17 protein-coding genes are annotated in these 13,321 nt (G+C 36.7%); 8 read left to right on the top strand and 9 right to left on the bottom strand.

Features of this window, described 5'->3' with window-relative positions:
• The first annotated feature begins 36 nt into the window (after positions 1-36).
• Positions 37-231 (top strand): hypothetical protein, encoded by a 195-nt coding sequence (locus NZ519_02160; GenBank protein MCS7027544.1) that lies wholly within the window; start codon positions 37-39, stop codon positions 229-231.
• Positions 232-281: 50 nt separating this feature from the next.
• Positions 282-680: a hypothetical protein gene (locus NZ519_02155; GenBank protein ID MCS7027543.1), complete on the top strand. Its 399-nt coding sequence runs from the start codon at positions 282-284 to the stop codon at positions 678-680.
• A gap of 8 nt (positions 681-688) precedes the next feature.
• On the opposite strand, the gene ruvX is transcribed toward NZ519_02155, so the two are convergent.
• Entirely contained in the window at positions 689-1,096 is a 408-nt protein-coding gene (gene ruvX, locus NZ519_02150) for a Holliday junction resolvase RuvX (protein ID MCS7027542.1), read from the bottom strand.
• A gap of 70 nt (positions 1,097-1,166) precedes the next feature.
• Here ruvX and NZ519_02145 point away from each other — a divergent pair, with 70 nt between their 5' ends.
• The 4 genes from NZ519_02145 to NZ519_02130 all read left to right on the top strand — a co-directional run bounded on the left by NZ519_02145 (position 1,167) and on the right by NZ519_02130 (position 4,648).
• Complete coding sequence (locus NZ519_02145) at positions 1,167-2,495, top strand: FAD-dependent monooxygenase (GenBank protein MCS7027541.1); 1,329 nt, start codon at positions 1,167-1,169, stop codon at positions 2,493-2,495.
• A gap of 1 nt (position 2,496) precedes the next feature.
• Positions 2,497-2,931: a GNAT family N-acetyltransferase gene (locus NZ519_02140; protein ID MCS7027540.1), complete on the top strand. Its 435-nt coding sequence runs from the start codon at positions 2,497-2,499 to the stop codon at positions 2,929-2,931.
• Between the two features lie 7 nt (positions 2,932-2,938).
• Complete coding sequence (locus tag NZ519_02135) at positions 2,939-4,204, top strand: aminotransferase class V-fold PLP-dependent enzyme (GenBank protein MCS7027539.1); 1,266 nt, start codon at positions 2,939-2,941, stop codon at positions 4,202-4,204.
• Between the two features lie 81 nt (positions 4,205-4,285).
• On the top strand, positions 4,286-4,648 hold the full coding sequence (locus NZ519_02130) for an iron-sulfur cluster assembly accessory protein (protein ID MCS7027538.1): 363 nt from the start codon (positions 4,286-4,288) through the stop codon (positions 4,646-4,648).
• An 81-nt stretch (positions 4,649-4,729) separates the two neighbouring features.
• Here NZ519_02130 and NZ519_02125 read toward each other — a convergent pair whose 3' ends face one another.
• The 6 genes from NZ519_02125 to rfbC form a co-directional block, all read right to left on the bottom strand.
• On the bottom strand, positions 4,730-5,536 hold the full coding sequence (locus tag NZ519_02125; GenBank protein MCS7027537.1) for an anti-sigma factor: 807 nt from the start codon (positions 5,534-5,536) through the stop codon (positions 4,730-4,732).
• Positions 5,533-6,060, bottom strand: a complete 528-nt coding sequence (locus NZ519_02120) for a sigma-70 family RNA polymerase sigma factor (GenBank protein ID MCS7027536.1) — start codon at positions 6,058-6,060, stop codon at positions 5,533-5,535. The genes NZ519_02125 and NZ519_02120 overlap by 4 nt, the downstream gene beginning before the upstream one ends.
• Positions 6,061-6,120: 60 nt before the next feature.
• Positions 6,121-7,032 carry a DoxX family protein gene (locus NZ519_02115; GenBank protein MCS7027535.1) on the bottom strand — a complete coding sequence of 304 codons (912 nt, stop codon included), beginning with the start codon at positions 7,030-7,032 and terminating at the stop codon, positions 6,121-6,123.
• Positions 7,033-7,257: 225 nt separating this feature from the next.
• Positions 7,258-7,449: a hypothetical protein gene (locus NZ519_02110; GenBank protein MCS7027534.1), complete on the bottom strand. Its 192-nt coding sequence runs from the start codon at positions 7,447-7,449 to the stop codon at positions 7,258-7,260.
• Positions 7,450-7,479: 30 nt separating this feature from the next.
• Positions 7,480-8,913, bottom strand: a complete 1,434-nt coding sequence (locus NZ519_02105; protein ID MCS7027533.1) for an oligosaccharide flippase family protein — start codon at positions 8,911-8,913, stop codon at positions 7,480-7,482.
• A complete protein-coding gene (gene rfbC, locus NZ519_02100) occupies positions 8,910-9,455 on the bottom strand; it encodes a dTDP-4-dehydrorhamnose 3,5-epimerase (GenBank protein MCS7027532.1) in 546 nt (181 codons plus the stop codon). Before rfbC ends, NZ519_02105 begins: the two co-directional genes overlap by 4 nt.
• 84 nt (positions 9,456-9,539) lie before the next feature.
• On the opposite strand from rfbC, the gene NZ519_02095 reads away from it, so the two are divergent.
• Positions 9,540-10,487, top strand: a complete 948-nt coding sequence (locus NZ519_02095; protein MCS7027531.1) for a glycosyltransferase family 2 protein — start codon at positions 9,540-9,542, stop codon at positions 10,485-10,487.
• An 18-nt stretch (positions 10,488-10,505) separates the two neighbouring features.
• Here the strand turns inward: NZ519_02095 and NZ519_02090 are convergent, their stop codons facing one another.
• Both NZ519_02090 and NZ519_02085 read right to left on the bottom strand, forming a co-directional pair.
• Positions 10,506-11,258 (bottom strand): hypothetical protein, encoded by a 753-nt coding sequence (locus NZ519_02090; protein MCS7027530.1) that lies wholly within the window; start codon positions 11,256-11,258, stop codon positions 10,506-10,508.
• Between the two features lie 180 nt (positions 11,259-11,438).
• Positions 11,439-12,191 (bottom strand): hypothetical protein, encoded by a 753-nt coding sequence (locus NZ519_02085; GenBank protein MCS7027529.1) that lies wholly within the window; start codon positions 12,189-12,191, stop codon positions 11,439-11,441.
• A 227-nt stretch (positions 12,192-12,418) separates the two neighbouring features.
• Here NZ519_02085 and NZ519_02080 point away from each other — a divergent pair, with 227 nt between their 5' ends.
• The gene (locus tag NZ519_02080; GenBank protein MCS7027528.1) at positions 12,419-13,189 is read left to right on the top strand and encodes a 3-hydroxybutyrate dehydrogenase; all 771 of its coding nucleotides are present in this window, start codon (positions 12,419-12,421) and stop codon (positions 13,187-13,189) included.
• Positions 13,190-13,321: the final 132 nt, after the last annotated feature.

The following is a 13,321-nucleotide window of genomic DNA, read 5'->3' as shown; positions in this document are numbered from 1 at the left end:
GAGAATAATTGAGTAAAAGGTTTAAATTTTATTTGTTTGGGCGTGCCCTTGTGGGCGTTTCGCTTGCGCTCATGCCCACAAGGTCGGCGTGCTACGGGCTACGTGCGGAATGCCCCGACCCTTGCGTCAGCAAGGGGCACGCCCAAAAAATCAAACTATTTTAGAATTTTAATCAGAATCAAAATTTTAAGTTTGTGTGAAACACAGTTTTTTAATGGATATTTTATGTAAGTTTCACATATTAGTGATATATTTGCAATGTAATCAAACATTTGCGTACTATGAAAAACTATCTTTTTGCTGGGCTTACAGCGTTTCTGTTGGTAGCATCCGCTGTTATCTTCTTCAGCTTCAAACCTAAAAACGAAGCAGGCGGAGATGTGTACATGCAAGTAACCACAGTTGAGTCTATCATTCCTGGGGGCTTGGGACGCTCTAAAATGCTCATAACAGATGAAAAAGGTAACACTACCGAAACAGAGATGGAAAACCTTTACAGCTTGGTAGGTATTAATTTTGGTAACATCACTTCTAATAACAAAAAAATTGTTGAAAAAATCAATGAGATGTGTGGTAAGGGTTGGGAACTACAACACGTAACCGCAGGAGTACAAAGCCCCACCGATGGAGGTAAGCAAGGAATTTACCTTACTCGTTACTTATTCAGAAAGAAAAGATAGACTTAGTTTTATAGACTCTGCAAGTAGCTTTGCAATATCAATGTAGCACTCATTTGGTCAATAACTTTTTTGTCCTGCCTTTTCTTTTTGGACAGCCCTGCTGCACGCAGGGTTTTTTGTGCTAATACAGAAGTCAAACGCTCATCCCAAAGAATTACCTTTTGGTTAGGATATTTTTGTTTGATTTTTTCATAAAGCTCCTGTACGGGCTTGGTCATATCTGTATCAGTATTTTGTAGAGTTTTAGGTAATCCTATTACAATCGTTTCAATAGGATAGGTTTGCAATAAATCGGAAAGTGTGCGCCATATTTCTTGCGAAGGTATAGTAGGCAATCCTGTAACTGTTATTTTCAGAACATCTGAAATGGCTAATCCTGTTCGCTTCAATCCGTAGTCAATTGCCAGCACTCGCATAATTTTTACAAAGCTAATAAAATTTACAAAAAAATTGGCTGCCTATTTGACTTTTTGTATCTTTACTGCAATGATTACCATAGTTGGCGCGGGTTTAGCAGGTTCTTTAATGGCTATTTACTTAGCTAAAAAAGGCTATGAGGTGGTCGTTTATGAACGCCGCCCTGACATGCGCATACATAATTGGGAACGCGGCAAGTCTATTAACTTGGCTATTTCCAAACGAGGTATACACGCGCTTGAACAGGTTAATCTTTGGCAGGATATACTCAAAATTGCTATTCCTATGCGAGGGCGCATGATACACGATGCTCAAAAGAATACTACATTTCAACCGTATGGTATTCATGAACATGAAGTGATTTATTCAGTTTCTCGATCAGCGCTAAACATTGCTTTGATGAATGCCGCCGAGCAAAACGGCGTAAGAATTTTTTTTAATCATCGCTGTATTAACCTTGAAAAATTCGAAACGCATGTAAAACTCCACTTTTGGAACGAGCTTACAAAAGAAGAAACTAGCTTAGAAGCACAAGTAGTTATTGGTGCAGATGGTGCTTTTTCTGCGGTTCGGCAAAATACTTTCAAAGTAGAGCGTTTTAACTATTCACAAACCTTTTTAGATTGGGGCTACAAAGAATTAACTATTCCTCCAGGACCGAACGGCACTTTTTTGATAGAAAAAAACGCCCTTCATATATGGCCAAGACACGATTACATGTTGATTGCTTTACCTAATACAGATGGCTCATTCACTTGTACGCTATTCCTACCTTTCGAAGGTCAAATCAGCTTTGACAGTATTAGCACGGATACGCAGATTGAAACTTTTTTTGAAACTAACTTTCCTGACGCAAAAGCACTTATGCCTAATTTAGTTGCTGAATATCGCCAAAATCCTGTATCTACGTTGGTCTATATTCAGTGCGCGCCATGGTACTACAAGGATAAAATTGTTTTAATTGGGGACGCTTGCCATGCTATTGTACCTTTTTATGGACAAGGTGCCAATGCTTCTTTTGAAGACTGCTTTATCCTGCAATCTATTATAGATAAATATCCTAATCAATGGGATAAAATTTTTCAGGAATACTACCATTTACGAAAACCTAATGCCGATGCTATTTGTCAGCTAGCCCTTCAAAATTTCGTAGAAATGCAGTCCAAAGTAGCAGATAAAAAATTCTTACTTCGCAAACAAATTGAACAAAAACTATACGAACATTTTGGGGAAAAATTTACTCCACAATACAATTTAGTTACTCACACTACCATTCCTTACGCTGAAGCGCTGCGAATAGGCAACTTACAAGATGGCTTTCTACAAAATTTAGCTAACCGCATCAATGACATAAGTGAACTTAATCTTAATGAAATTGAATTGCCAAATTTCAATTAGTATGATACGAGAAATTTCAGCCGAGCAAACTTATCCCCTGCGTTCAGAAATTCTCCGATGGGGTAAAGTTCCCCCTGAACAGTGCGCTAATCCCGAAGATGCTCTACCTGGTAGCTTTCATCTAGGATATTTTGAAGGAAATGAGTTGGTAGGTATCGCATCTTTTCATGTTGAGAGCATGCCCGACCTGCCTAACGTGAATGCATACCGCTTGAGAGGTATGGCAGTAGCCAAGAATTATCAAAATAAAGGAATAGGTAAAAAACTTATTCAACACGCCATAGCCCTTTTGAAATCTAAAAATGTAGCTTACTTATGGTGCAATGCTCGTACCTCTGCTATGTACTTCTACGAAAAAATGAACTTTGAAATATTTTCCGAAGAATTTGATATTCCAAACATAGGACCTCATTATCGTATGCGAATAAAGCTATAAACTTGCCATGAATAAGAGAGAATTTTTACAAATTATCACCAGCATGGGACTTACTACTGCCTTTTGGCAGGATTTAGCAGCGTTTGACACTAATCAAGAGTATCAAACTCTATCTCGTCTATCCAATGATGAAGAAAAGTTTTGGAAACACATTCGCAGCCTATATGAACTCAAACCAGATTACATTAACCTTGAAAATGGCTGGTATAATATCATTCCCAAACCCATTCTTAAAGCTTATTTTGAAGAGATACATAAACTAAATCTCGAAGGTACGTATTACATGCGCACGCGCCTATTTGATGATAATATTGAAGTTCGCAAACAACTAGCACAGTTAGTAGGCTGCTCTTATGAAGAGCTAATTATTACCCGTAATACCACAGAATCTATTGACACTGTTATTGCAGGAATAGATTGGAAACCTGGGGATGAAGTGGTTTTTAACACACAAGAGTATCCTGCAATGATAGACATGTTCAAGGTTCAAGCACGTAGATATGGAATTGTGAATAAAATAATTTCAATTCCCAATGACCCTAAAAATGACGAAGAAATAGTAAACCTGTATGAAAAAGCCATTACTCCGAAAACTCGTATGATATTAGTTAGCCATATCATCAACATCACAGGACATATTTTACCTGTCAAAAAAATTTGTGATATGGCAAGGGAAAGAGGAATTTTTACTATTGTAGATGGTGCGCATGCCGTAGCTCATTTTGATTTCAAAATTTCCGACCTCAATTGTGATGCGTATGCTTCTAGTTTGCATAAATGGCTAAGCGTTCCTTTGGGAGCAGGTATGTTATATTTACGCAAAGATAAGATAAAAGAAATTTGGTGTTTATTTGGTGAAACGGCTTACCCTGATGATGATATCCGCAAACTTAACCATATCGGCACACATCCTGCACACACGGTTTTGACTATCCCTGCCAGCATACAGTTTTACCAAAAAATAGGAGCAAAACGAAAAGAAAATCGATTACGTTATATCCAAGAGTACTGGACCTCAAAAGTAAGAGAGATACCCAACATTCTTCTTAATACCCCTTCTCAAAGTCATAGAGCATGCGGCATTGCGAACGTAGGTATAAAACACATTAAACCTGCTGACTTAGCCAAAATTCTACTTCAAAAATACAAAATATGGACTGTAGCCATAGATCATCCCGAAGTGCAAGGAGTGCGAATTACCCCTAACGTATTCACTACCACAGAAGAACTAGACAAACTAGTATCCGCCCTTATTGAACTAAGCAAAAAGTAATTTGAAAACAATTTTGTAGTAATTGAAAAGATTCTAACTTTTTTGTAACTTTGTGTGTTATTTTAACGTTATCAACTTGCTATGGAAAATCCAGTAGTAGAAAAAACTATAACTTCGCCTATCAAAATTACAGATAATGCATTGAAAGAGATAAAAAATATCATTGCTCAAAAAAATGTACCCGAAGGCTATGGATTACGGGTAGGAGTGCAAGGTGGGGGATGTGCTGGGCTATCTTATCAATTAGGTTTTGACAAACCTCGTGAGCATGATCACCAATATGAAGTAGGGGGATTATTAGTTATCGTAGACAAACGCCATTTGCTTTACCTTGTAGGAGTAGAAATAGATTTTCAAGATGGCTTGAACGCAAGAGGTTTCACTTTTAATAACCCTAACGCGAAAACCACTTGCGGCTGTGGAAGCTCATTCTCAACCCACTAAAACTTTTTTAACATACAACTCTACGTAACTATAAGGTAAAGGACAAACGATATATCCAGAAGACTACCTAAAACACTGCTCTTATTTTTTGTTTTCCTGTGTAATAGGCGTGTAAATAAAGATTTCCTCGGGTCTAGGGGGACTAGCTCTGTATTCTCCTGCTTTTTCTTCAAGGGTTACTGCAAAAGCTTCCACATCGCGATGCATAAGTTCAATAGATTTTAAACCACTGTCTTTTTGAGTATTTTTGAGAATACCTGCGTCAATAGGTTTTTTATTGGCTATGTACCATAAACGATACACTTTATTGTCAGGTAAAGCAGGGAATGCTTCAATTCGGTAGTAAGCTTGCTTGCTAGCATAATCCCAATAAATAGTAGCCAAACAAAGATTAGTTTTAGAATTACATAATTTTGCTACGGCACGGTAGCCTTTATCGCTTGTAATCAAGCTTTCGTAGTTTTTTTTGAGGTCTTTATACTTACTTTCACAGTTACGGTGTTCATCTCTCAATTGAGCTACTTGTTTGTGTAAATTTTTACTGTTTTTTACTTCATTTTGCCATAGAATAGCGAAAGTAATAGCAAAAACGCCAGCTATTAAACTCAATACATACAATAGTGGCAAGACAATTCTTTTTGGTTCAGAATTTTTATCTTCTATTTGATAAATTTTTGATAAGATTTTCTCTTTTAGCGCAGGATTAGGAGTTTTTTGATATTGCAAGCTGTATTGAAAAAGGCTTTCTTGAAGTTCAAAAACAATATTTTGAATTTCAGGATATTGTAGCATATACTGCTCTACTTCCCGACTTTCTGCTTCGGAGAGCAAGCCCAGCACATATTCCTCTAAAACTCCACTATCTATAATTTCTTGCACTGTTTTCATACCTTCTTCCTTAAAAGTTGTAATGCCGCGTTTAATCTTGTTTTTAAGGTTCCTAATGGAATACCTAATTCTTTGGCAGCGTCTGCTAACGTGTACCCCTCAAAGTATACTTTTTCGATAATCATTTTATACGAATCCTCTAACTGATGGACTAACTCTTTTACTCCTATTTGTTCAATAGGTATAGCGGTAGTGTTTTTACTTTCTAAATATTCTACGTTACTTTCAAAGCTTTGGTTTTTTTGATTTTTTTTGAAATTTTTTCCACGTGTAATATCAATAGCTGAATTGCGAGCAACATTAAGCATCCATGTGTACAGTTTGCCTTTTCTAGGGTCATAAGAATCAGCATTGTGCCAAATTTTCAAGAAAACCTCTTGCAGTACATCTTCAGCTAATGTTTCGTTCTTTACAATGTGAAGAACTATACCATAAAGTACAGCACTATAATGGTCGTATAGATACTGTACCACGCTAGTATCTTTGTTTTTTAGCCGCTCTATGATTTCTGCTTCTGATAACAAGATATTGCAAAAATAAATAAATCTGAACAAATTAAATAAAAGACATGGGTCAAAAAATAATTAGCCTACTTCTAGCAACTTATTAACTTGCTCAGGAGTGGGAATGTGAAAAGCACCCCATTTTCTTAGAATTACATTGTCTTTGATTAGCACACAGCTGGGAAATGAACGTATCATAGTTTTGAGCAAATCTTTATCTGTGCTATATATAGGAAAATGCGGTTTTTTTACATCATTAAAAAAATTGATTTCGGCTTTTACTTCACCTGATAGACCTATTACTGTGTAGTTTGCTTTTTCATACAAAGCTAATTTCTCTAAGCTATTCCACTGTGGAATGGGCTTTTTAACATCTAAAATGATAATCAAATAATTTCCTTTGGACAAATCTTTTTCTATACCTGTTACAGGAAAGGGATTTCCGTTTTTATATTCATGAAATTCAATCAAAGGCAGGTTTCTGTATGAATAGATAGTTATCCAACCACTTACTACTGTGAATATCACTACGGTAAAATTGACCCATACTTCATTTTTGAGGTATGGCAAAATTTCTTTACGTTGCTTGAATATCCATCCTACAAAAATCATTAGAATTAGGTCTTTGACAAAAGATTGTTTAGGTGTAAACTTGATTGCTTCGCCAAAGCATCCGCAATTTTTAACCGCTCCCGTAATTGCTGAATATCCTGTTAAAAATGTAAAGTAGAGCATAAGCAGCAAAGTAACCCAAGCTGTTATTCTCATCCTAAAGCCTACTAACATAGCTGCACCTAGAGCAACCTCTAAAACCGAGATAAACATAGCCAATCCAACAGAATAGGCTTCTAAAAACGGCAAATGAAACACTTTATGAAAATACTCATCTAATTTGCGGCTAAAAGCTACAGGATCTACTACTTTTACAAAGCCTGATATAATGAACCAAATTCCGCAGAGCCACAAGCTTATCCAAGTAAAAAAGGTGCGCATACGCAGGTAAAGTTACAATGTCTGATAAGTTTTTCAAAAAATGAGTTATAGTAGGTCTAACAATGATTGAAGTTTTTTGGGCGTGCCCCTTGCTGCGCAAGGGTCGGGGCATTCCGCACTGCGCTTCGCTTCGGTGCTAACGCACTGCCTAACGGCATGCTCCATGCCCCTCACGCAAATGACATAAGCAGTTATGTCTTTATCTTATTTGAGCTTGAAGTACAACTACTTACAAGCTAAAGCCTTGCATAAATTACAGAGAAACGATGGTTTCAGAGATTCCTTGCGTGAGGCATGCGAAGGGCGTGCGTCAGCACGGTGCGCAGCGAAGCGCAGCACCGAAGCGTTAGCGTAGCCCGTAGCACGCCGACCTTGCCCACACAAGCGCAAGCGAAGTGTGGGCAAGGGCACGCCCAAAAAATTAAAACTTAAAAAACAATCATGCTATTACAAATGAATTTTAGCACGTATTAAGTTCCAGTTTGAATACAACATATACAAGCATACTACAATAAAAAACAAAGTAGAACCTAACCACAACTTTGCATTCCAAAACACTTGTGTATAACTCACAAAAGCTAATAGCCCCATCAACAGCATCGGCATGAGATACATGTCCTTGAAAGAATACCTAAAATAAGCATGCTTTTGCGCTGAATAATATATCACAGGCACTTGAACAGCCCTTGCTAATACACCTGCCCATATTGCTGCCCAAAGTCCTATGTAAGAAATTAAAAACCAATGAAAAACAAAACCTACTACCACAGAAGCAAAAGTTAAATAGAAAAAAATTTGTGTCCTGCGTTGATAAAACAAAGGCATCGTGTAAATAATCTGATACACTCTGAATAAAAATCCTATCCCTAATAAAGGAATGTACAAAGCCGCTTTTTGATACTCCGCTCTGGGAACTACTAAAAATAAATTCTGCCCTACTAATACCAACCCTGCTATGGCTAAAATACTGATTTCCATTATCATTTTGTAATTAAAATGAAGCTCTGCTACTTGTTGTTGGTTTTTCTTTTGAGTAAAAAGTTCAAATATTTTAGGTTGCACAGCTTGGCTAACCGAAACTACCAACAACTCCACAGCAGCGGATAAGCTAACAGCAAAATTGTATATCCCCAGGGCTTCCTCATCCAAAAAACGCAGAATAATGGTATTATCGTTGAAAATATAAAACCAGCTCAATAAGCTGTAAGGCAATAAAGGGATAGAAAAATATAAAGAGGGCTTCAAATAACTTTTTTTTAGGCATACTCCATAACGAGTAACAGCATAATACGCCAAAACAGCATATATTCCTGTTATTACCCATAGCTTACCCAGCATCAAATTGATAACCGAACCATCTAAATAAACTAATACAACAATCTGACTAACTAAATTACCTAAAAAAGAACTTAAACTCACAAAAATAAAGGCTTTCAAATGTTGTATAATTCTGAACACAACCAAAAAAGTAGGTATAGTAACATTAAGCAAACCTGTACTAACGGCTACAATTCCGTATGGATAATAGTCTAAGGTATCACTTCTGTAAAAAAGGTCGAATAAAAATGTACCTACGGCTAATCCTAAAACAAAAACAACAATACTCAACAGAGTTAAAAACCAAAAAACAGAACTCAAGTAATCTTTTATCCGCGTGGGGTCGTGTCTGTAACTGAAATAGTACCTTGCTACACTAGCATGTAGGCTTAAACTAAATAAAGTGCTTACCAGAACTTGTACAATTGTCATTCCTTGAAAGATACCAAATTGGGCTACGCTTAATTTTTGCATGTATAGAGGGAGCAGTATGAGCTGCGTAGTAGCCGGCAAAAAGGATAAGAAGGTATAAATAACCGTGCTTTTAAGTTCTTGTCTGCTCATTCAAAAGGGCTGATAAATGTGTCAAAAGTAGGTAGATGTTTATCTTTTTCAGAAATGATAGGGTTCTCTACCTTCCAATCTATGTTCAAAGTAGGGTCGTTCCACAAAATTCCACGTTCAGCGGCTTTGTTGTATATATTCGTACACTTGTATAAAAACAGAGTGTTGTCTTCTAATACTGAAAATCCATGTGCAAATCCTTCGGGAATCCAGAGCATAAGGTGGTTTTCTGCCGAGAGTTCTATTCCAAAATATTTTCCATACGTGGGAGAGCTTTTACGAATATCTACGCAAACATCATAAACTCTACCCCGTGCGACGCGAACTAATTTACCTTGCGCATACGGTGGTGCTTGAAAGTGCAAGCCTCTCACTGTATTCTTTTGAGATAGCGATTCATTATCTTGAACAAACTCCATCTCTATGCCTATTGACTTGAACTTTTCTTTGTGGTAACTCTCAAAAAAATATCCACGAGCATCTGAAAAAATTTGTGGCTCTATAATCCACACACCAGGTATGGGCGTAGTATGTACTTTCATATTATCGGCTTGCAAAACTACGTAAAAGAATATTAGATAAAAAACGCATTCTGTTTTGTGTTACAAATGTAGTATTTTTGCTCTGTGAGCAAACCTTTAAAGATAGGCGTAGTTATTCCTTTGTTCAATGAACAAGATTCTTTATCACAACTTGCCCAAGAGATTGTAACCGTAATGAATGCAAATCACTATGATTATGAAATTTGGTTTATTGATGATGGCAGCACAGATTCTTCTTGGCAAGTGATAGAACAACTACACGCGAATAATCCTAAAATACATGGAGTTCAATTCAGGAGAAACTATGGAAAAAGCGCAGCGCTCAATGTAGGTTTTCAAAAAGTACAAGCAGACATTGTCATTACTATGGATGCCGACCTACAAGATGACCCGCATGAAATTCCTGAATTAGTGAGTATGATTCTTTCTGGATATGATTTAGTCAGTGGTTGGAAAAAAAATAGAGCTAAATATGACCCTATTAGTAAGTCTGTGCCAACAAAGCTATTCAATTGGGCTACCCGGCAGATGTCAGGAATTCCCTTGCATGATTTTAATTGTGGCTTAAAAGCTTATCACATTGATGTAGTTAAAAATATTGAGGTTTATGGTGAGATGCACAGATATATTCCCGTAATTGCTAAATGGGCAGGATTTACTAAGATTACAGAAAAGCGAGTTAATTTAAGACCACGCCTGTATGGAAAGTCAAAATTTGGCTGGAACAGATTTATCAATGGTTTGTTAGACTTACTTTCTATCACTTTTACAAGTAAGTACATGAAAAAGCCCATGCACTTTTTTGGCACAATAGGTATAATTTTTATTTTTTTAGGCACTATCTCAGGAGCATATCTCACTATAATGAAGTACTTCTACCATGAACCCCTGAAAAACAGAATGCCTCTACTGTTTCTTACTATATTGCTCTTAATCTCGGGTATTCAATTTTTTATGACAGGTTTTATTGGCGATATGATTTCGCGTACGCATCCACACAAAGACAGCTACAATATCAAAACCGTATTGTAATCACAATAATCCAAGATTTTATTCAAAATAACCAGGTTTGAATTTGAGAAAATAATCCATGTTAAATTCACTGCTTATGCTGTTGTAAAAATCTATTATCAGATAGACTTTTTGTTTAACATTGAAGTATTGCTCTGCAATTTTCCAAAATTCTTTTTTAGGGCAAAAAATGTTCTCTGCATACGCATTAAAATCATTTTCTAAACTGGATAGAGCATATTGATAAAGAATTCCTTTTTGGCAAAGTTCTTCATCAAATTCTGTTTTATTAGCACCTTTTTTAATAGCTTCCACACCTGAACTTCCCTCCTTAAACTCATACTCAGTGTAACTAAGCCATTCGTCCTTTTGAAAATACTTAGGGTAATTACGAAGCAAAATACTTGAAAATTCATGATGAAAGAGTTGTTCTAAATACAACTCTGTATAGCCTTTTTCAATACCTTCATTGGCTAAATACAAACAGTCATTGCTATTTGTACCTCCGTATTTAACTCCATAAAAGCTTAGACAGCCTGCCAAATAGATGAATTTTAAGTTTTTACGTAAAACTGCAGCAGGGTATTTACGCATTGCTTTCAAGATAATAGGTAAAAATCGGTCTTTTTCTTTCTCTTCTATGGGAACGTATAAAGCATTTATGGGTTGTTGCATCCATTTAGTTGGGAATTCTACGTTCTGCCATATAATCTTAATTCCTGTTGAAGTATCCAAATAATAGCCGCTGTTATCTATATCAAATGTATTGGCATACAACGCATGAATGAGCAAAGTTAAAAAACCTAAAATGCATCTAAATAGCTTGCTAAAAAGCATATTCCTATCCTTTTGGCTAACACACTGCTAATATACAAAAAATATTTTTTACATCTTATTACTACGGTTATTACTCAAATACAAGGGCGACCTGCGCAGCAGGTCGCCCTCAATAAAATCCAAAGTTATTCCGAACTATCGGTTCAGATAGTAATTAAGTCCGAAATTAAAACTAAAACTACTGATGTCAAAAATATAGAGATTACGAGTTCTAACCTCACTAGTGTAGGTAACATTGCTTATGGTGTATTCGTCTACTGACTTAGTTGCTGTAAATCCAAATATATTTCCCAAAGAAGCTTCTAAACCAATTTTTTTAGTAGGGAAGTATAGTATACCTGGGGCAATGCCTATACTTGTGACAGAAATTTTAGGTCCGTCTTCTTCTTTGGTTGTAACCGTAGAACTGTTAGAAGGTTTATCTTTTACTTCAATTTTGCTTGAACCACTGGCGATACCCAAGCTCAAATCACCATAAATGTAGAAGTCCCCTTCTCCTAGCTGTTGGGCATATCTACCAAACAGACCAACATTAAATATACCTTCTCGTGTAGTTGTAGTGCGAGTAGTAGTTACGCCAAAGGAAGGTGTGTTAGTTAATTCCTCAATTGTCTGCTCCATGTTTCTTTGATATCCCAACATTAGCCCAACTCCGATGTTGTCAGTTACAAAGTATCCTACGCGCGGCATGATACTAAAGCTGGAGAACTTTGGAGTTTCAGTTTCGGTTACTTGGTTATTGGAGTTGTTTTTTGTTTTAGATTTTCCTGATTGGGTTGCAACGCCAAGTGCGCCACCCACAAATAACCCTTGACCCACTTGTGTAAGGGCTTCTTTTGCCAAGAATGGCAAAGCAATGAAGCAAAGATACAAGAGACACTTTTTCATAGCGCAGCAAATCTATAATACTTTTTTCAAAATACAAAAATTTTTACAGACTTACTACATAATTTCATTATCTGTAGCTTGCAGTTAGACAAAAACTAAATGTTCTATGCGTATTCTCAATTTTCTCTATTTAAGGATAAGCAAGAATAATGATACTATCAATCTGGTTATTTTTTATGCATAAAATTATTGAAAGATAAAACAAAGTTTTTACCTTTGAATTTAGTATGTCAAAAGTTGTTTTAATCACAGGCAGTACCAGCGGAATAGGCTTAGGAATAGCCCAAGAATTTGCCGCAAAAGGGTACAACGTTATGTTCAACGGGCTTGAAAAAAATGGTCCTGAAATTGCGCAGGAAGTAGCCCAAAAGTATGGCGTACAGACCAAATTCAACGGCGCTAATATGATGAAACCTGACGAAATTGCAGCTTTAGTCAAAGACACAGAGGATACTTTCGGTCATATTGATGTACTCATTAACTGTGCGGGAGTTCAATACGTTTGCCCAATTGAAGATTTTCCTAACGACCGCTGGGACTTAATCATTGGGGTCAATTTAAGTTCTGCTTTTTATACTACCAAAGCGGCTTGGAAAGGTATGAAAGCTCGGCGTTTTGGTAGAATTATCAACATTTCCTCTGCGCATGGATTAGTAGCTTCAAAAGGAAAATCTGCTTATGTGGCTTCTAAACATGGCATTACAGGTTTAACTAAAGCTATTGCCTTAGAAGGTGCAGAGTATAACATTACTTGTAACGCTATTTGTCCAGGTTATGTGCGTACTCCGTTGGTAGAGGGGCAGATAAAAGATCAAGCCAAGTTGCACGGTATTTCCGAAGAAGAAGTAATTAGCAAAATCATGTTGGAACAACATGCTGTAAAAGAGTTTGTTTCTATTGAATCCATTGCTGCGATGGCTTTATTTTTAGCTTCGGAAGAAGCCAAAACGATTACAGGGGCATCTATTCCTATGGAGGGCGGTTGGACGGCTAAATAACAATTCAAAATTGAGGTATTAAGTAGCAAAATATTTGATTATTAAGGATTTATATTTTTTGGGCGTGCCCCTTGCTAACGCAAGGGTCGGGGCATTCCGCACTACGCTTCGCTTCGGTGCTTCGCTAACGCT

Source organism: Bacteroidia bacterium (assembly GCA_025056095.1).
Taxonomy (GTDB): domain Bacteria; phylum Bacteroidota; class Bacteroidia; order JANWVE01; family JANWVE01; genus JANWVE01.
The sequence above is the reverse complement of the archived record's forward strand: the minus strand, read 5'-3'. Positions and strand labels throughout refer to the sequence as shown.

Coding starts and splice junctions, on each gene's coding strand:
- NZ519_02155 (MCS7027543.1), top strand. CDS start 282: ATGAAAAACTATCTTTTTGCTGGGCTTACAGCGTTTCTGTTGGTAGCA.
- ruvX (MCS7027542.1), bottom strand. CDS start 1,096: ATGCGAGTGCTGGCAATTGACTACGGATTGAAGCGAACAGGATTAGCC.
- NZ519_02145 (MCS7027541.1), top strand. CDS start 1,167: ATGATTACCATAGTTGGCGCGGGTTTAGCAGGTTCTTTAATGGCTATT.
- NZ519_02140 (MCS7027540.1), top strand. CDS start 2,497: ATGATACGAGAAATTTCAGCCGAGCAAACTTATCCCCTGCGTTCAGAA.
- NZ519_02135 (MCS7027539.1), top strand. CDS start 2,939: ATGAATAAGAGAGAATTTTTACAAATTATCACCAGCATGGGACTTACT.
- NZ519_02130 (MCS7027538.1), top strand. CDS start 4,286: ATGGAAAATCCAGTAGTAGAAAAAACTATAACTTCGCCTATCAAAATT.
- NZ519_02125 (MCS7027537.1), bottom strand. CDS start 5,536: ATGAAAACAGTGCAAGAAATTATAGATAGTGGAGTTTTAGAGGAATAT.
- NZ519_02115 (MCS7027535.1), bottom strand. CDS start 7,032: ATGCGCACCTTTTTTACTTGGATAAGCTTGTGGCTCTGCGGAATTTGG.
- NZ519_02105 (MCS7027533.1), bottom strand. CDS start 8,913: ATGAGCAGACAAGAACTTAAAAGCACGGTTATTTATACCTTCTTATCC.
- rfbC (MCS7027532.1), bottom strand. CDS start 9,455: ATGAAAGTACATACTACGCCCATACCTGGTGTGTGGATTATAGAGCCA.
- NZ519_02085 (MCS7027529.1), bottom strand. CDS start 12,191: ATGAAAAAGTGTCTCTTGTATCTTTGCTTCATTGCTTTGCCATTCTTG.
- NZ519_02080 (MCS7027528.1), top strand. CDS start 12,419: ATGTCAAAAGTTGTTTTAATCACAGGCAGTACCAGCGGAATAGGCTTA.